Origin of the sequence: Pseudomonas fragi (assembly GCF_025426255.1) — a bacterium.
In the GTDB taxonomy this organism is placed as follows: domain Bacteria; phylum Pseudomonadota; class Gammaproteobacteria; order Pseudomonadales; family Pseudomonadaceae; genus Aquipseudomonas; species Aquipseudomonas kulmbachensis.
Genome location: NZ_CP104861.1, coordinates 2,134,652 through 2,153,200 on the forward strand (window position 1 = coordinate 2,134,652; position 18,549 = coordinate 2,153,200).

Here is an 18,549-nt window from a genome sequence, read left to right on the forward strand (position 1 = left end):
CACAGGTTAGATCCGGCTGTCTGCTTTGTTTTCGAGATTTAGGACGGCTGCCTGACCTTCTAATCACTCTTTGCGGATGCTTCCCATGACACAAGCCCTGACCGCCACAAGCGGTTCCACCGGACGCGACTGGCTGCAACTGCTAGCCGCATGCCTTACCGGCATCCTGATCCCGCTGTGCTTCACCGGGCCGGCCGTCGTGCTACCTGCCATCAGTCAGGAGCTGGGCGGGACCGCGGTACAACTTAACTGGGTCGTCAACGGCTACATCCTGACCTACGGCAGTGCCATGATGGCAGCGGGCAGCCTGACCGACACCTATGGTCGCAAGCGCGTGTGGCTGGTCGGGCTGGCGCTATTCGTCCTGATGACGTTCTTAATCCCGCTGGCGCCGACCGTGGGCTGGATCGACGGGCTGCGCCTGGCACAAGGGCTCGGTGGCGCCGCGGCCTTCGCGGGCGCGATGTCTTCGCTGGCACAGGCCTTTCGCGGCCCGATACGTACTCGCGTGTTCAGCCTGCTCGGTACCACGTTTGGTATAGGCTTGGCCTTCGGGCCACTGGCGGCAGGCTGGCTGGTGGAGGTGGCGGGCTGGCGCTGGGTGTTCCTGGCGACAGCGCTGATTGGCATGGCCGGTTTCCTGTTGGTGTGGGTCTGCGCCACTGAGTCCCGAGACCCTGACTCTACCGGCTTGGACTGGCCAGGCGCCCTCAGTTTCACCGCCGCGCTGAGTTTGTTCACATACGGCATTCTGCTGGCGCCGGAAGAGGGCTGGCGCAGTGCTTCGGTGCTCGGCACGTTGTTGGCATCAGTAGTGCTATTCATCGCATTCGTACGCATCGAACGCCGCGTTGCGCGTCCGATGCTCGACCTGTCGTTGTTCGGCAGTGGCCGATTCGTCGGCGTGCAGGTGTTGGCTGCATCGCCAGCCTTCTTCTTCGTCACGCTGATCGTGATGCTGCCGGGCCGCTTCATCGGTATCGACGGTCTGAGCGCATTGGAAGCGGGGCAAATGATGGTAGCCCTGGCTGCGCCGCTGTTGATCGTGCCGTTTTTTGCCGCGTTGTTATCGCGCTGGTTCACCTCCGGCATGCTGTCTGGCATCGGACTGCTGCTGGTGGCGGCTGGATTGGTCTGGGTGGCCCAGGTGTTGTCCGGTGGGGCAGGTTTTGCGCTGATACCCCCCTTGGTGCTGATCGGCGTAGGTATTGGCCTGCCTTGGGGGTTGATGGATGGTATGGCCGTGAGCGTAGTGGAAACAGAGCGTGCAGGCATGGCGACCGGCATCTTCAACTGCGTGCGTGTTTCGGCTGACGGGATTGCCATCGCGGTGGCGGGCGCGCTGCTGGCGTTCTTAATTCAGGGCGGTTTGCTTGGCACTTTATCCGCGACCGATCCAACCGTTGTGATCGAGGCAGCCAATCGCGTCGCGCTCGGCGATCTGGCGCATGCCAGTGCTTTGGTCAGCGGCGAGCGTGCTTTGCTGCTGGCGACCTACGATCAGGCATTCCGCTGGGTTTTGTACATCTTGGCTGCATCTTCAGCACTGACTGCGTTGCTAGTGTTCGCCTTGCTGGGTCGATCGCGTGCGCATGAAGAAGTGGGAGCCGCGGCATGAATCCGATTGGGACAGGCTCTCGGCCCCCCGACCGCACATTGCATCGGCTATGCGCGGGTATCCAGCGGGCAAGGCTCGGCCCATCTTCGGTTTCATCACCCCAATGGAAGGCTACCCGGAGTTCTCCGTGCCCACGCTGGAGACATGTGTTATTGACTCGCCAAGCCGTGTTCGCCGGACGCTTACGCTGCTTTTGGCCCAGGCTGTGTAAAAACTTTTTTCAGTGCGCCAGGCACTCAAAACCAGACTGGAAGTCGCGCTTCTACGGAAAATCCACATTTGCAGATGTGCCGATAAATTCCAGATTTAACGTAGAAGCGCACACTTCAATTCTGGCGACGCGTTTTTACACACTCTGGGCCAGACGCGGACGTTAAACACACACTGTTTAAACCGAAATGGTTAATTCGATCTAACAATCATCACTTCAAATTACTCTGGAAAAAGCTCGCCAGCTTGTCAAAAGGAATGAGGTCGACGCGGTCATAAAGGTCAACATGGCCAACGCCAGGAATGATGACCAGCTCCTTGGGTTGCCCCGCGAGTTTGTAGGCTTCTTCGCTGAACTCTCTCGAGTGCGCATCGGCTCCGGCAATAAACAGCATCGGACGAGGTGAAATGGTCTCGATGTCATTGAACGGGTAGAAGTTCATAAATTTGATGTTGCTCGTCAGTGTCGGGTGCGTGGTCAGCGCTTTGGACGAACTGGCTGGCGTGTATTCGCCCCGTGGCGTGCGATAGAAGTCATAGAATTCTCGCTGGATCGGGTGCGTGTTTTCGTCCAGTTGGTGCACTGTGCCGCTGGTGTAGAGGGTTTCACCGCCCGTGAACTCTACATACCGCTGCTGTGCGGCTTGCGCGATGGTCTCTTTGCGTTGCTCAAGCGTCTGCCCATGCTTCAAGCCATTACGATTGGCTGCGCCCATGTCGTACATGCTGACCGTTGCGATGGCTTTCATGCGTGGGTCGATCTTGGCCGCGCTGATAACAAAGCTGCCGCTCCCACAGATGCCGAGTGCACCTATCCGCTCTTTATCTATAAAAGGCCGGGTGCCGAGAAAATCCACCGCTGCGCTGAAGTCCTCAGCATAAATATCCGGTGAGACTGCATTGCGTGGCAGCCCCTCGCTTTCGCCCCAAAATGAAAGGTCCAGGGACAGTGTCACGAAGCCTTTTTCGGCCATTTTGGTGGCATACAGATTAGCGCTTTGTTCCTTGACCGCGCCCATCGGGTGGCCAACAACAATTGCAGGGCTCATGGTTTTGGTATCGAGGTTTTTGGGGATGAACAGGTTGCCCGACACGTTCATTTGATACTGGTTTTTGAAATTGACCTTCTGCACGGTCACTTTGTCGCTGGTATAAAAATTATCCGCGCCGTTGGACATATCGGCTCCTGTTGCTGAGAGTGAACTGACAAGAAGCGTTAATAAAACAATGATCTTTTTCATTGGAATTCCTATCGATGCAGAGCAGTCAGTTTTGGGAAAACATCACGTTCACCGCACGACGACCTAAAACCTGTGCCAGGTTCGCGTTGTCGTCCACACGCCCAAGGCGGGTGTATGCGTATGTCGATTCAAAGGTTGAATAGAAAACAACCAGGGTATCCGTGCCATACAGCATCAGATCACCCGCGTGTATCGTTCCCGGTTTGCTCGCATTGGCAGGCAGGGCTCCAGGAAGGCTGGCGTATTTTTCATTGCTGTTGAGATCGCTCATCTCCAATGTTAGTGGCAGGAGCGTGACAAACGTACGAGCGGCTGCGTTGTCGGCCAAGGTGATGGCGAAGCGTTGTTCGCCGACTGTCATCCACATGCGAGATTTCTCCGTGATCGAGGACGCCGACGCGGCATCATTCATTAGGATGTAACTGCCAAGCACGAGAGCTGAATACAGCACGCCAGGCCAACGAGATGGCCGCTTGCCCCAGCCTTCGCGCTGCTCGGCATTTGCGGCGGGGTGAATGCTCCCGGTCATAACCCGTCTCCTGGATCGTTGCGTGGTTCAAGTGGTTCGAGAGGGGGTAGCGTGTGACGTCAGTACGGTCACCGCTGCACCCAGCAGCAGAACGATTGCACTAGCGACAAACGTGCTCTGATAGCCGTGACTATCGAACAGCATTCCACCCACGGTTGAGCCCAGAGCAATGGACAGTTGAATCACGGCTACCATGAGGCCGCCGCCAGCCTCGGCATTATTTGGCATGGCCTGTGCGATCCAGCTCCACCAGCCCACTGGGGCCGCAGTCGCCAACAGCCCCCATAAGCCCAGCAGTGCAGCAACTACGATGATCGAGTGGCCAAAAGGGATCAGTGCCAGAGCGATCAAGGCCATCAAGACCGGAATGACTATCAACGTCTGGAACAGGCTGCGCCTCAGAACACGGCCGATGATCAGGGTGCCGATAAAGCCTGCCGCACCGATCACCAGCAAGATCAACGACAACGTGGATACATCGACGCGCGTTGCCGTTTCAAGGAAAGGCCGCAGGTAGGTAAATAGCGCAAACTGCCCCATGAAGAAGGCTCCGCAACCGACCATGCCCAGCGCCACTGATCGATTCTTCAACAGTTTGAACACATTCCCGGAGCCTGGTTTGCGCGGCTCCACCGGCATGGGTGGCAGGCTGATGAGCATCCAGACGAGAGCAATCGCCGCGACGGGCACCACACAGAAAAAAGCCCCGCGCCAGCCAATAATGGAGCCCAGATAACTGCCCAGCGGTGCGGCAACTACGGTAGCCAGCGCGTTACCGCCATTGAAGATGGCCAACGCCTTCGGCACCTGCGGGGCGGGTACCAAGCGCATGGCCGTCGCCGCGGACATCGCCCAGAAACCGCCAATGACTACACCGATGAGCGCACGGCCGACCATGTAAGTTTGATAGTCGGGGGCCAGCCCGACGATCAAGCCCGAGACAGCCATCAACCCGGCCAGTGCCAACAAGAGCAGCTTGCGATCGAGGGTTCTGGCAAGCCACGAGATCGACAGGCTGGTCAGCACGGCAAATGCCCCGGAAATCGCAATGCCTTGCCCGGCCATCCCTTCGCTAACCTGAAGATCAACGGCCATCGGCGTCAGCAGGCTGACAGGCATGAACTCAGAAGCGATCAGGGCGAAAACACACAGCGTCATTGCAAAGACACCGCTCCAGTAGGCAGGAGCCTCGTTGCTGGTTGAAACAGTAGCCATCGGGGCCTCGCGGTTAATCGTATTCATACCGGTAATGGTGACGAACGAATACTCACGCGACTAGCTAATGAATGCTTAACAAGGCTATAAGCTCAGCTAATTAATAACTGTAAAAGGTGCTGCGTACCATGGTCAGAGGAAACCTCAACGATCTGCTTTCATTCGTGACAGTGGCGCGCGAAGGCAGCTTCACCCGTGCCGCCGGGGTACTGGGCGTTACCCAGTCGGCACTGAGCCAGGCCATCAGTGGTCTGGAAGCGCGCCTGCAAATCAGGTTACTGACGCGCACCACCCGCAGCGTCTCGCCGACTGTCGCGGGTGAGCGACTGCTGCAAGCGATCGGTAATCGCTTCGATGAGATCGAGGCAGAGCTGGATAACCTGACGCAAATGCGCGACAAGCCTGCGGGCACCGTACGTATCACCTGCGGCGATCATGTTCTGCGCACCACGTTGCTACCCAAACTCACTGCGCTGCTCCACGAATACCCGGACATCAACGTTGAGTTCGACGTCAATTACGGGTTCAGGGACATTGTGGCGGATCGTTTTGATGCAGGCGTGCGACTGGGTGACACCATCGACAAGGACATGATCGCAGTCCCAATAGGCCCGTCATTACGGATGGCTGCCGTCGCTGTGCCCGCTTACTTTGCCAGCCGTGGCATGCCCAAAACCCCGCGCGACCTGATGAACCATCGCTGTATCAACCAGCGTATGCAGACATCAGGCGGGCTCTATGTATGGGACTTTGAGCAGCGAGGCAAGCAGGTGAACGTGCGCGTAGACGGCCAGCTTATTTTCAATACGTCGAGCCATATCGTGGATGCGGCCTTGGCCGGGCTCGGCATTGCGTACCTGCCACAAGAAGAGTTTGAACCGCATCTGCGCGAAGGCAGGCTGGAGCGCGTGCTGGAGGATTGGTGCCCACCGTTTTCTGGTTACTATTTGTATTACCCCAGCCGTCGACAACCCTCGCCGGCATTTACGCTGGTTGCCAATGCATTGCGCAAAGCGGGGTAGAGGAGACTAACTTCTGGTGTAGATACAGTTGGTCTGAAGCCTGCGCACCGCGAACATTTTCCCCTGCCTCAGATGACCCTCGCTGCTCAATCCAAATCGTTAGTTCCATGATGGCTGCTTCAAGGGCAAGCTGGTTTTCGTTGAATTTGTAAAGGAGGGCGGAACTAGATCTGAATTTGGCATATGTGATCCTCTGTGCAGGATCAATTTAGCTGCGTTGGGCGCAGCTTGCGCGACCTGCGCACGCTATCTACTCGCCACCGCCGAGCTGGTCGAAGGCATTGCCCTGAACCTAACGCCTGAAATTTTGAGCATTACGTCCGACACCCTTGAAGCCCATTGAGTATCGTGGACACCGGCGTGCCTTGTGAAGCGGTTACATAACGTTGATCTCGCGTAGATTCATAGCGTGAGCGTTGAGATTATTAAGCCCATATTGACCCGGTAATCTGATCGCTGTGACTACGCTCAATCTGGATATTATTAATTATAGAAAATTCACAGGAAGGCTCCGCACACCCACGCTATGATGAGTTCAATGAAAACGATAATGCTCGTGTCTGGTCGATTAACACCTAAAGCCCTCTCTGTGGGCCTGATAGCTTTCATCTTCTTGGTCTGTGTCACGCTAGTCTCCGCAATTGCTTGGCAGTTAAAGCAATCGGCGGACGAACGATTGATGAATGCCCAAATTGCTGTCAGCAACATTGTTCGGGCTTCCGAGCAGCAGGCTCAAGATACCTTACGTCAGGCTGGAAGCATTCTAAGCAACCTTGCAGAGCGCGTGGAAAATGACAATCTTGACGCCAAACAGAGAACTCGTTTATTCAAAATAATGGCTAGCAATGTTGAGGCAACCGACGGAATTCAAGGGTTGTTCATTTATAACAAGAATGGCGACTGGATAGTCAATTCGTTCTCCGAAGAGACGGTCGCAAAGAATAATAGTGATCGCTCTTATTTTATCTACCACAAGAACCACCCTGACTCTGCCATCCATATAGGCCAGGTCATTTTGAGCCGCACCACCGGCGAAATGATCATCCCTGTCAGCCGCCGCACTCAATACCCAGATGGCAGTTTCAGCGGCGTGGTTTTGGCGACGTTGCCTGTCGCGTATTTTCAACATTTCTTTGAGCGTTTAGACCTAGACAAGCAAGGGGTGATACTGCTTGCACTCAATAACGGCGATTTGCTGGCCCGCCGACCAATGATTGACGGGCTAATGACGACTAATATCGCAAAGGGAGAGCTGTTTAGTCGATATTTAGTAAGCAGCGACGACGGCATAGCAAGCCTGACGTCCATCGTGGATGGGATAGAGCGAGTCTATGCCTACAGCCGCATACAGGGCCTCCCGATAGTCGCTGCAGCAGGATTATCGTTAGATTCAGTATTTGCAACATGGTGGACGTACGTCTATCAAGCATCGATTATGGTGGTGCTTGTAATTATTGTGCTGACCAGTCTGGGCTTTCTTTTTTACCGACAAATTCAACGCTTGTTGGTTGCAGAAGAAGAATTGCGTCTTGCGCAACACGATTTAGAGCATATTGCTAAAACAGACAGCCTTACGGGGTTGCCTAACCGTAGGTATTTCGACGCTACACTGGCACAAGAGTGGTCGAGAACATGCCGCACTGAAAGTAGCATAGCGCTCATACTTATCGATATAGATTGGTTTAAGCAGTACAACGACCATTATGGGCATGTTCTCGGTGACGAATGTCTAAGGCAAGTTGCACAGTTAATAGGCAAAAATATAAATCGCCCAACCGACCTGGCTGCCCGGTATGGTGGGGAAGAGTTTGTAATCCTGCTTCCTGAGACGGACTTAGCAGGAGCAATAAAGATCGCTGAGGAAATGCGGTCAGCAATAGAGACCGCAAAAATTGAACACAGGGGCAGTACGGCAGGTATTGTGACCATCAGCGCAGGTGTCGCTTCCAACCACCAGAATGGCATAATTGAGGCGACTGATTTGCTGGAAAAGGCCGACAGCCTTCTGTATCGCGCAAAAAAAATGGGGCGCAACCGAGTTGAGCATCAATTGCGGGAAGTCCTCGAAACATAAAGCATCGCAGCAACATATCGACTCCCGCAGATCCTTTTAAATCAATAGCACGGAGTTTCTCAGATCATCGGGGTGCTACTGAATCGCCCCTGGTTTCGTTGACACCTTTGAGAGACTGCTTATGGCCGATGGCGGCGACCCATTGCCGTCTTTCCCGGTAATCCGTGAAGAACCTTATTTTTGCCATTGAGGACAAGGGGATGAGCTCTAGCCAGCACTCCGGTGCCATCGGAGCAGCGAGCGTCATTTTGATGACCTCTTCGTTCTTGTCGATGGTGTCCGGGGCGCCGTGCACGTTATTGGCGACGTCGGCCTAACCGCGCGCCTCAACCCTGCTCGATAGCTCTACGATAGCTGCTTCAATGGCGAACTGGTTCTCGTTAGTGGGATAGCCGGTTGTCTATGTGAATAAATTTAATCGGAAAGTTGCTTAGTTCTAAAGCGCATCAAATCGACTTCGCAGGACCTTAAAAAATCTCCAGCGCCCGTGCCCCCCATCGCCGAGTCGGCTTCCCATTGACACTGAGCATCCTTGAACTTCTCGAAAGTTCTCTGAGAGGCGAGTAGCGAGGCAAGGGCTTTGGGCGTCGCACTTGAATCGATTTCCTTTGTCTGGGCTTCCAGTTTTTTGTAGGCGATATTCATTTGTGACGTGACTTCGCGAGTCTTACGCTCAAGGCAAGGCTGCAACGCTGTCCGTGGCTGATCATCGCCAATGGCGTCGTAGCATTCTTTCAATGCTCCAGCGTCGCTGGTCACCGCAGTTTTTGCTGTGGTGGTAGTAGGTGTAGATGCCATATTGACCGCGCCGTTTGTGATTGGATTCACATCAGGTTTCGCGGGTACTTGAGCGAATGCCGCACCAGTAGCAAATGAAGTCGCTACAACGACCACAGAAATGATTTTTCTCATTTTTATCTATCCTTTGGAAAGTTTTTCTCGAGGAGCAGAAACAGCTTTGAGTGCTAGGCCAATTGTGTGCTAGGTGCGCATGATTAGGCCCATTGAAGTCTTATTGGGCTCACAGTCCCAGCGCCTGTTTGACTGCATACAGGGCAAACTGTTCAACACCGCTAAGAACAAGCATCAGCAACAGTTTTGGCGTCCGGTAAATACATCATCTCTAAGGGGGGCTGGATGGGTGCATCGGCCAAGCTCTGATCGACGCCAAGCAATGGGGCCGCGACTCGTGCGCCGTCATCAAGGCTGTCATGTCCCTGGACGCCTTTGCCGAGTGAGTCATCGAGGTATGGTTGGCGCTGATCCCAGCGATAAGGTCGATGTTGTCCACTTAAAAATACTGGACAACATCGACCTTACCCAGAACCTCATGAGTGACGGATAAGGGTCTTAAACTTCAAATAGCCGACGCACCTGCACGGAATCGGCGCTTGCGCTTTGTTCAAGAGAAAGGAAGTATCGTAGTTGCCATTGTTGTGTCCTGACGGCCTCTTTGGCGACTGGTTTGACCCAAGGTGGATAAACGCGGATGGCGCGCTTACCGCCTTTACCGTTAATCGCCATGATGCCCTTTGCTGCCAGTATCGTATGGTCGAAAACAAACTGTCCGCGATGAGTTGCATCGGACACACTCACAACAACAAAAGCTACACCGTCATCGACATCGAGAGGCGCAATGGTGCTGCCTGAGCTCGGGCGCTTCCATATTGTGACGAACTGTCCAATCTTCGTCGGCGTTGTTTTAGCCACGCGGAAGACAATGGTGTGTCCGTCCAGGCCAAAGCGGGAGGCACCATACTCGGCACTCTCAGCCTCGCGTAGAGGCAGATCCGTCAATTGCATTCCCGCCGGCTTGTACACATCCTGGATAGCAGCTATCAATTCGCTCGGAATATGGCCGAGGGCAGGGTCTGCCGCGCCTGAATATTTTGTGTCTAGTTCAGTTAAAACGGATTTCAACGGGAACAACTCCTTAACGACTCATGACCACACGATCCATTCCAGAGCATATGTTACTCCCTTCGACATGCCAAAGCGGACTACGACATCTCGTGAACGCAAGGTGGGATAGCCAGGCGGTTAGGAATGGCTCGCACTCGCCAAGGGCGAGCTGTGGAGTAATCCAGTCACGCGAAATGGTGAGTTTCGATTCCAGCGAGGCACCTATCGCCGTGCAGGCCTCGGAGCTAAAGGACGCGCTATTTGTGCTAGGTTCGGATGAGCTACACCTTGGGTATTACTCTGGGCATATAAGTGCGCAGGCGCTGGAGCAGGGTGTGCGACGTATAGCCGAGCAGGGCAAGAAATTGAACGTTGTCGGGAGCGTCGTACAGCGTCAGGAACAATTCCGGTATTTTGCTGCCGCGATTGTAATCTCACGGTTAAGGCATCAGCCTCTGAGAGGAATTCTTTCCAGCCGAGCTTGCCACACTGCCGAATGCCAGATGGCTCCTCAGCCACCAAATAATCAATGAGCAAGGAGAGCCCCATGTCATCTAGAAAAGCCGTATTGAGCTATGTTGCGAAAGAGTTCGATATTCAGCCAGATTACCCTTGGGCTAAATTCCCCAAATATGCCGTCCTAAGGCACGCGGGGTCTGAGAAATGGTTTGGAATAGTGATGAACGTACCCAAGGAAAAGCTAGGTCTTGCAGGCGAGGGGGAGCTTGATATTTTGGATGTGAAATGCCATCCGGGCAAAGTGGGTTCACTTCGTCAAATGGAGGGTATTCTTCCGGGTTACCACATGAACAAAGAGCACTGGATAAGCGTGGTTTTGGACGGCACTGTCGCAACCGAACACATACACGAACTCATTCAAGATAGTTACGAGTTAACCAAGTAGCGGCTCGAGCTGACGAATCATAGTTATTCGGCTCCACAGATTGTATTTGCACCCCCCGCATCGGGTGGTGTTTGGCTGTCTTGACCGGCTGCAACCTTGCACGAACGTCTGCTTATGGCTCAGGCGGTGTAAAAACGTTTTTCAGTGCGCCAGGCACTCAAAACCAGGCTGGAAGTCGCGCTTCTACGGGAAATCCACATCTGCAGATGTGCCGATAAATTCCAGATTTAACGTAGAAGCGCCCACTTCAATTTTGGCGACGCGTTTTTACACACTCTGGCCAGAATTGGTGTTCAGATTGACCACCGCCGAACAGGCTGCCAAGGCGCGTTTAGCGGTGTTCAACCGCTCGACTGCAGGTGTGCGGCTGGAAATTCCCGGGCTCTGAAGGTATGGGCCGTAAAATGTAGTGGTTGATACTCGGCCTTACGGTTGGCATCACAGATACGTTCATACGCGGCTATAGTGAATCTTCCCCCTAATAAGAGAGTGTCTTATGAAACGTTCAGTTTTGTTTTTCTTAGCAGGTTTTGTCGTGACTCCAATTTTTGCTGCTGATGATATGTGCACCATAAATCTGCAGAAGCTGTCCGACTACAAGGCCACGGCCAGCACTCTGGGGCAGCCACTGCTTGGACAGATCCACGACGCGAGAGTTGAGGCACAAAAAGCACAGGCTGAAGGTGATACGCAGAAATGCATCAGTCTGACCAACAAAGCGCTGCAGGATGTTGTGAACTCACAAAAAGGCCAGTAACGGAGGGCGTTGGACGGCTACGTCACTTAGGTAACCGTCCATGCTTTGCGGAGGAGGGCCTGGGATTCACGAGCCTTGCCATAAATCTCGCCGCCGTTGGTCTCGCATGAGATGCCACTCTCTTCTCGTTAATACAACTTCATCTCCATGAGCAAGAACCTCCTCTTGAGCTATAGTTTTAAAGCCGTTCGTTCGGTTTGAGGGGGGCAGTAGTGATAGCTGTTCCAGTATCATCTATGATGTACAAAGCATGCTGGTGCAGTTGTAGTCGTGCTATAAGGGTTTAAATCAAAAACACAATCAAAAGTGACATATGCTTTCTATCTTAAATTCTATTGATGTCTACTCTTGGTGCCTGTTGATCTCTCTGCTGCTGGGTCTGTGTTTGGCAGCTTTTGCAGGGAAAATCACATGGGGGGCTAAAACTGGTCGTAATGTTGATTTTGATGATGAGTTAAAAGTAGTGCTGGGTGGTACGTTGTCTATGCTTGGTTTACTTATAGGGTTTATTCTTTCGTTTGCAATTAGCGGGCTAAATACTCGCGTGGTTGCAGAAGAAAATGAAGCGATTGCAATCGGGAATGCATTCCAGCGTACGACGTTGCTTAGTGAGTCCCAGCAACAAAAAGCTGAGATAATGTTGCAGGACTATTTGACGCTGCGTATTTCGTTTTTTGAGACGAACGATGACAGCAAAAGAGCGGCTATCCGAATGGAATCAATTAAAGCGCAATCACATATGTGGGCTTTAATCAGCAAGATCGCAAAGGAGAAGTCGGGCTCGGTAATTCTAAGCGTTCTTAATGCAAGTGGTGAGCTGTATGTATCACAACAAAAGACGATGTCTAGTTGGCGGCGTCAAATACCCGGGGTGGCGTGGGTGTTGTTGGTTTTATGTGCTGCGTGTTCTAATTTTTTAATTGGTTACAATGCCAGAGGAAGTTCGAGGGGTAATACGCTGGTTTGTATTATGCCGGTTTTTACTGCGCTGGCATTATTTATGATTGCGGAAATTGATGTTCCAGGGAAAGGCCTTATACAAGTATCGCCCGATAATTTGAGGGCTCTCGTATTGACTCTGAAGCATGGGGGGCTAACTTTGTAGTTGATGAGGTTGTCTATCTTGTGTGCAGGGTGCAATTGCCTACTATTGGGTGTGCTTGGAATTGTTTGGCTTGGATTTCTAATAGCACTGATTGAGAGCTTGAGGACATGACAGAAAAGCCAAACCCCGGAGTTTCGCGATTCTAGGGCTTCTATTTTTGCCTCCATTTCTTTATGCCTGGCGAACCTGGTACAGAGATTAGCCGCCACGTGTCAATTTTTTACTACTGCGATAGGGCGATTGTGTCTGGTCGCACGATGCAGGAGAAGAGGTGGAACGTTTCTGTATGCGGGAGCATACATCTTGATGTACATGATGTTTTTCCTCGATGCCCTACTGAACTGGGTAATTCATCGCGTCGTTGAGAAGAACATTACAGATCACAGCATTAGCACCATGGTTCGGGCTTGAGTCACTGTTGTCTATCATCTGATAAATCCTGAACCTGTCAGCCTGACTCAACACACTGAACGCTTCTAGAGCGTCGCCAAAGCCCTTGGTTATTTCTGCGGCTAAGTAAACCTGATGAGTGTCGAAAGTTTCTTCAATCGCGCTAAGTCGATGGCGCTGGCCCGCAAATATTTCATAAAACGGCGCGCCGGGCCGCGGTATTGAATTTATCAGAGCGCGTCTTGTTTTTAGTATCGACGTTCCGGCGGGAGGGTAAAACTAGAAGTCGACATATTTGCGTATTCAGAGGCGGAGCGTTGGAGTTGACAATGATGGGGGTAGTTATTTTTTGATCGATTTTAGAGGTGTGCTCTTAAGAGTCTTTAGAGTGACCAATTATTGGCGTCATATGTTTGGCTTGTTGGTGCGCACGATGTGTCCCTTTTTTATACAGTAATTACTTCTTTGAAACGTTTGTTTGACTGGTTGTTGGCGCCATTAGGTTGGCAAGTTTAAGGTTGGTATTTTTTTATTTTTTTTTGGGACTTTTCTCTGATTTACTTGTCAATTAGGATCAATGGCTATTTGTCTTGAATGGATTTCTAGTTCCTCAAGAGCTAACGGAATAACTTAGGTGTGTCCGCTAACGTAGTAGATTGTCTCCAGGTCTGCGGGGATGATCTCAAGTCGCGAGCGGTAGGGAGCATGAATATGGAACATGGGCATTTAGTACAAGTTGTCGCAGTAGCCAACGGCAAAGGCAGGGTGGGAAAGACAGCTGTAGCCATAAATCTCTCCCTGGCGCTGCCGGAGCTCTGGAGACGACTTATATTGCTAGAAGCTGATCCGGGTTTACCGAATATAGGTGTTCTTTTGGGGGTTACTTCAAAATACACGCTTGTCGATTTAATTGAGAGTCGCTGTCAATTGTCCGATGTACTAGTACGAGGTCCTGGCGGGGGGATCATTGCTCAGTCGGCATCAGGTATGCAGAGTTCGTCGCATTTGTCGTCTACGCAGTTAGAGTTTTTTTAGTAAGACTTGTTGGGCGGTCTAAAGGCTGATTTTTTCGGTGTATGAGGGTGGAGATATCGTCCTGTTATTCACTAACACTGGGAGTTACATTTGGCCTGCTATCGTTCGCTATGCAATTAATTAAACTCGGCTTTTTGTTGGTGTTGCGGTTTAGGACAGTCAAAAGCTAGCATTATACAAATGGGTTGAGAAAAACCGTCATGTAGTGTGGGGGCTGTAAGGATGGCGGCACATGTGTTTTTTAAAAAGACAAGTCGTAAGCGCGAAACTAACTTGGTTGTCTTTCTGTTGTTTGTTGCTTGCCTTTCTTTGGCTATGTTATCGATTTGGAGTGTTTGGTTATCTCGTGGTCGGGTTTTAAATGACGCTGAGCTTCGCGCTCTGAATTTGGCTAAGGCGCTTGATAGCTACGCAGAAAGTGTTATTAACAAAAGTTCTTTGTTGCTTTATGATTTGGTGGATCACCTGGAAAAAGATGGAGTTGAGTTTCAAAAAATAATTCGCTTGCGGGATCTGGTGGATAATCGACAGCATCTAATGGCACCCAGTAGTAGTGTGACTATTTATGATGAGAAAGGGGGCTGGGTTATGTCCTCAGCTGGGTCAATGCTCAAGGAGGTAAATAGCAGTGATCGGGAATTTTTTTCATACCATCTAAATAATCGTACAGAGAATATATTTATTGGCCCTCCTGCTGAGCGGCTCACTGCATTTCAATGGGTGGTTACAGTAAGTAAACGATTTAATGATAAGGATGGACGTTTTGCGGGTGTGGTTGTAATTACTTTAGCAGTCGAGGATTTTTTGGGTGTTTTTGGAGCTGTTGATCTGGGCAGTGATGGTGTTGTTGTGCTGACTAATGGTGACGGCAGAACGTTAGTTCGCTATCCGCTCTATGAGCAGAGTGTAGGCTGGAGCTTCTCGGAGTCCATAATTCACCTTGGGTATCTTGTTGATAGCATGGTTGCCTCAACACGTTTGGTTTCAAGTGTTGATGGAGTAGAGCGTATTTATGCATTCCGTAAAAATAGAAACCTTCCTTTGGTGGTGACGGTTGCTGTTGGTGTGGAAGAGTCTCTTGCATCTTGGCGTTTAGACGCTGAGCGCATAGCAAGCGCTGTACTGATATTGATGCTGTTTGTTGGGCTAATAAATGTTGTGTTGATTGTAAATGTAAAGAATAGGGATGAGGTGGAAAGCGACCTGATTGATGCGCGTGAGGAGTTACTCAAGGTCAATAATGAGTTGGAAGAGCTTGTTTCTATCGATCATTTGACAGGGTTGTTTAATCGTAGGTCTTTTGATGAGGCTCTTTCAAAGGCTTCTCTGCGTGCATGTCGAGATGGATGTTCACTCTCTCTACTAATTATAGATGTTGATTATTTTAAACGCTTTAATGACTTTTATGGTCACCTGCTTGGTGATGAATGTTTGAAAAAAATTAGCCTGGTGCTTAAGCGATGTTCAACTAGAGAGCTTGATTTTGTTGCGCGATATGGAGGTGAAGAGATAGCAATTATTTTGCCTGATACAGATATTCTGGGCGCTATTTCAATAGCTAAAAATGCCCTTGATGCAGTGTACAGATTGGGTGTTGCCCATGTCCGGAGCCCGCTTGGCAGGGTTACTGTAAGTATCGGCGTGGCCTGTATGGAGGGGGGGGAGTTGATAAGGAATGAGTTGATGTTAATTGAAGCGGCTGACAAGGCAATGTATGAGGCAAAAGCTTCTGGACGAAACTGTTACAAGGTTTTTAAAATACAGCATTAACTATCACCAGAAATGACGCAAGCCGGTGCCGGCGCTTGAATATCGTCAGGGGCGGCGCGGCCGTTAGTTTTCATTGATGATCGGCACGCTGCACCTGTATTCAGGGACAAATAATTCAAGGGAGAGAAGTCGTGTCAGCCACATCTGGAAACAGCAACATTTTTCGACTGGCAACCGCCCAGGCATTGGCGGGCGGTAACTCAGTCATCGTCTACGCAACCGGCGCTATCGTGGGGGACATGCTTGCACCGGATAAAGCATTGGCGACGCTGCCTATCTCCATTTTTGTCGTGGGCATGGCGAGCTGCACGCTACCTGCCGGCGCCATTGCGCAGCGCCATGGGCGCAGTCTCGTATTTATGCTGGGAGCGTTGTGCGGCATCCTGATGGGAGTGCTGGCTGCGATTGGCATTTATTTGTCTTCCTTCTTCATTTTCTGTGCTGCGATGCTGTTTGGTGGCGCTTATGCCGCAGTGGTGCTGACGTTTCGTTTCGCCGCCGCAGAATGCGTTCCAGAAAACAGGCAACCCTGGGCGCTTTCAATCGTCATGGCTGCCGGGCTAGTAGCAGGTGTACTTGGTCCACAGACGGTCACCTATACGATGGACTTATGGGAGTCCCACCTGTTTGTCGTTACTTATGTTGCAGCCGCATTAATGGCGGTGGTTTCGGCGGCGGTGCTGCTAGGTGTCGATTTGCCACGCCATGAGGCGGCTGTTCGTACTTCAGGTCGTCCGCTTGCGGTGATTGTTCGGCAGCCTCGACTCATCAAGGCCATGCTCTTTGGTGTCGTAATTTACACTTTGATGAACTTCCTGATGACGTCGGCCCCACTAGCAATGAAGAATGAGGGTCTTTCACAGGAATCATCGAATCTGGCATTGCAGTGGCATATAATTGCAATGTACGCACCCAGTTTTTTCACTGGAAATCTGATCCGCCGTTTTGGGGCAAATCGCGTTGTGTTTATGGGGTTGATGCTAACCGGCGCTGCTATTGCTGTCGGGCTTGCCGGCATGCAGTCCTCTCACTTTTATCTATGTTTGGTGCTTCTAGGGATCGGTTGGAATTTCGGTTTTGTCGGCGCCTCTGCGCTCGTCCTTCAGTGCCATAAAACAAGCGAAAGAAACAGTGTCCAGGCGCTCAATGATTTCATTGTCTTTGGCGCCGTGGTGCTCGGCTCGTTTGCATCGGGAGGTATATTGAATCAATACGGTTGGACCGTTATCTGTGCGCTTGCCTCTGTACCTGTACTGGTTGCTATGGCGACGTTGATACTGAGCGAGTATCGCGTCAGATATTCAACTCAGGAACGAACAAGCTAGGTAACGTCTGCTAATTACTGAATCGCCCCTAGTTTCGTAGACGCCTTTGAGAGGCTGCTTTTGGCCCCGAGTGTGTAAAAACGGTTCGCCAAAAATGAGGTGTACGCGTCTACGTTAAATCTGAAATTTATCGGCACGTCAGCATATGTAGATTTTGCGTAGCCGCGCGATTCCCCGTTCGGTTTTGACTGCATGTCGCGCTCAAAAACGTTTTTACACAGCCTCGGCCGGTTCCGGTCTCTCGCGACCGGCTACGAGCGACCCAAACCGGTCAGTCGCAGCAAACAGAAATTGGCCGATAGCGACCACCGATTCAGTGGGTCTCCCTGGGGGCTTGGCGGAGGCACTACAACCTAGCGCTCTAGCGAACCTGTTCGGCCAGAGCACCTTCGACCTGAGGCCCTCTGCTGAAGTCGAGCATGGAAATGAAACTGTCTATCAGCGGTGATTCGTTGTGGGTATGCCAGCTCATGTATAGCCCGATGGCAGGGTTGGGAGACTCTGTCACAGGGGAAATTCTGCGAATCAGAACCTTGTCGAGCATGATCGAGTTGGCGATGGATTCGGGTACCAGGGCTACGCCGAAGCCGCAGGCCACCAGGCCGATCAAGGTATGGATCTGCGCGCTTTCCTGCACCACTTTTGGGTAAAAGCCAGCGGCTTCGCACAAGGCAATGAGCTGGCTGTGATAGCCGGGGCCCAGGGCTTCGGGTGTGAACACGAAGTCTTCGCCGGCGAAATCCCGCAGGTCGATTTGCCCGGTCTGTGCTTTTGGATGATGAGTGGGCAGCGCCATTACTATTTCTTCATCGAGCAACAAGCGCGATTCGACGTTTTCCGCCGAAATGGGCAGCCTGCGCATGAAGGCGATATCTGCCTCTGCGGACAAAATCGCTTTGGCCTGGCTGGAGGAGGGCATTTCCTTGATGATTAACTGGACCTTGGGAAAGGTTTCGCGAAACTGCCTGAGGGTGTTGAGCAACGACTCGTAGTAAGCGATGGACACCGTGGTGACAGTGAGTTTGCCGGCGATGCCTTCGGACACTTGGCGGGCGTGCTCCACCCCCAGTTCCAGTTCCTTGAGTGTGCTATAGGCGGCGCTCAGAAAGGCACTGCCTGCGGGTGTCAGTTTCACCTCGCGTTTGTTACGCGTGAACAGGCTGAAACCCAGTTTACCTTCCAGGCGATTGATGGCCTGACTCAGGGGGGGCTGGGCCATGTGCAGGCGAATCGCGGCTTTGTGAAAATGCAGTTCTTCAGCCACTGCGATGAACTGCCTGAGCAGTCGGGTTTCGATCATTTCTTCCGTTCCTTCATTTGAACTGATCTGTGTTACCCGTGGAGGGGCGGCATGTACTTGGTCAATATCGAACTCCGTGGTTTATCAAGGGATATGTTCCCTAAACAGGTCACGGGATTTAAGCAATAGTTTGATATGAGCAGGGTATCAAC

General features: G+C 51.8%; 15 protein-coding genes and 2 pseudogenes. 10 read left to right on the plus strand and 7 right to left on the minus strand.

Annotation, left to right across the window (positions count from 1 at the left end; all coding sequences use genetic code 11):
• The first annotated feature begins 85 nt into the window (after positions 1-85).
• On the plus strand, positions 86-1,618 hold the full coding sequence (locus tag N7D90_RS09755) for an MFS transporter (protein WP_261741964.1): 1,533 nt from the start codon (positions 86-88) through the stop codon (positions 1,616-1,618).
• A gap of 422 nt (positions 1,619-2,040) precedes the next feature.
• On the opposite strand, the gene N7D90_RS09760 is transcribed toward N7D90_RS09755, so the two are convergent.
• From N7D90_RS09760 to N7D90_RS09770, 3 genes are read right to left on the minus strand one after another with little or no spacing between them, the layout of a single operon-like run.
• Positions 2,041-3,069, minus strand: a complete 1,029-nt coding sequence (locus N7D90_RS09760) for an alpha/beta hydrolase (protein WP_261741965.1) — start codon at positions 3,067-3,069, stop codon at positions 2,041-2,043.
• A 25-nt stretch (positions 3,070-3,094) separates the two neighbouring features.
• Positions 3,095-3,598 (minus strand): cyclophilin-like fold protein, encoded by a 504-nt coding sequence (locus N7D90_RS09765; protein WP_261741966.1) that lies wholly within the window; start codon positions 3,596-3,598, stop codon positions 3,095-3,097.
• 27 nt (positions 3,599-3,625) lie between these two features.
• A complete protein-coding gene (locus N7D90_RS09770) occupies positions 3,626-4,813 on the minus strand; it encodes an MFS transporter (RefSeq protein ID WP_261741967.1) in 1,188 nt (395 codons plus the stop codon).
• Between the two features lie 128 nt (positions 4,814-4,941).
• Here N7D90_RS09770 and N7D90_RS09775 point away from each other — a divergent pair, with 128 nt between their 5' ends.
• Positions 4,942-5,835 carry a LysR family transcriptional regulator gene (locus N7D90_RS09775; RefSeq protein WP_261741968.1) on the plus strand — a complete coding sequence of 298 codons (894 nt, stop codon included), beginning with the start codon at positions 4,942-4,944 and terminating at the stop codon, positions 5,833-5,835.
• On the opposite strand, the pseudogene N7D90_RS09780 reads toward N7D90_RS09775, so the two are convergent.
• Positions 5,798-6,018 (minus strand): annotated as a pseudogene (locus tag N7D90_RS09780) (hypothetical protein). The gene N7D90_RS09775 and the pseudogene N7D90_RS09780 overlap by 38 nt on opposite strands.
• A 367-nt stretch (positions 6,019-6,385) precedes the next feature.
• Here N7D90_RS09780 and N7D90_RS09785 point away from each other — a divergent pair.
• On the plus strand, positions 6,386-7,909 hold the full coding sequence (locus N7D90_RS09785; RefSeq protein ID WP_261741969.1) for a diguanylate cyclase: 1,524 nt from the start codon (positions 6,386-6,388) through the stop codon (positions 7,907-7,909).
• Between the two features lie 414 nt (positions 7,910-8,323).
• Here the strand turns inward: N7D90_RS09785 and umoC are convergent, their stop codons facing one another.
• Complete coding sequence (umoC, locus tag N7D90_RS09790) at positions 8,324-8,821, minus strand: lysozyme inhibitor LprI family protein (protein ID WP_261741970.1); 498 nt, start codon at positions 8,819-8,821, stop codon at positions 8,324-8,326.
• A gap of 124 nt (positions 8,822-8,945) precedes the next feature.
• On the opposite strand from umoC, the pseudogene N7D90_RS09795 reads away from it, so the two are divergent.
• Positions 8,946-9,144: pseudogene (locus N7D90_RS09795) on the plus strand (hypothetical protein); the annotation flags it as partial.
• A 115-nt stretch (positions 9,145-9,259) separates the two neighbouring features.
• On the opposite strand, the gene N7D90_RS09800 reads toward N7D90_RS09795, so the two are convergent.
• A complete protein-coding gene (locus tag N7D90_RS09800; protein WP_261741971.1) occupies positions 9,260-9,829 on the minus strand; it encodes a MepB family protein in 570 nt (189 codons plus the stop codon).
• A 529-nt stretch (positions 9,830-10,358) separates the two neighbouring features.
• Between N7D90_RS09800 and N7D90_RS09805 the strand changes: the two genes are divergently transcribed.
• The 6 genes from N7D90_RS09805 to N7D90_RS09830 all read left to right on the plus strand — a co-directional run bounded on the left by N7D90_RS09805 (position 10,359) and on the right by N7D90_RS09830 (position 17,097).
• A complete protein-coding gene (locus N7D90_RS09805; protein ID WP_261741972.1) occupies positions 10,359-10,715 on the plus strand; it encodes an MmcQ/YjbR family DNA-binding protein in 357 nt (118 codons plus the stop codon).
• Between the two features lie 496 nt (positions 10,716-11,211).
• Entirely contained in the window at positions 11,212-11,472 is a 261-nt protein-coding gene (locus N7D90_RS09810) for a hypothetical protein (RefSeq protein WP_261741973.1), read from the plus strand.
• Between the two features lie 313 nt (positions 11,473-11,785).
• Positions 11,786-12,577 (plus strand): hypothetical protein, encoded by a 792-nt coding sequence (locus N7D90_RS09815; RefSeq protein ID WP_261741974.1) that lies wholly within the window; start codon positions 11,786-11,788, stop codon positions 12,575-12,577.
• Between the two features lie 1,101 nt (positions 12,578-13,678).
• Positions 13,679-14,002 (plus strand): AAA family ATPase, encoded by a 324-nt coding sequence (locus N7D90_RS09820; protein ID WP_410012279.1) that lies wholly within the window; start codon positions 13,679-13,681, stop codon positions 14,000-14,002.
• A gap of 234 nt (positions 14,003-14,236) precedes the next feature.
• Complete coding sequence (locus tag N7D90_RS09825) at positions 14,237-15,772, plus strand: diguanylate cyclase (RefSeq protein ID WP_261741975.1); 1,536 nt, start codon at positions 14,237-14,239, stop codon at positions 15,770-15,772.
• A gap of 131 nt (positions 15,773-15,903) precedes the next feature.
• Positions 15,904-17,097: an MFS transporter gene (locus N7D90_RS09830; protein WP_261741976.1), complete on the plus strand. Its 1,194-nt coding sequence runs from the start codon at positions 15,904-15,906 to the stop codon at positions 17,095-17,097.
• A 361-nt stretch (positions 17,098-17,458) separates the two neighbouring features.
• Here the strand turns inward: N7D90_RS09830 and N7D90_RS09835 are convergent, their stop codons facing one another.
• Complete coding sequence (locus tag N7D90_RS09835) at positions 17,459-18,397, minus strand: LysR family transcriptional regulator (RefSeq protein ID WP_261741977.1); 939 nt, start codon at positions 18,395-18,397, stop codon at positions 17,459-17,461.
• Positions 18,398-18,549 lie beyond the last annotated feature (152 nt).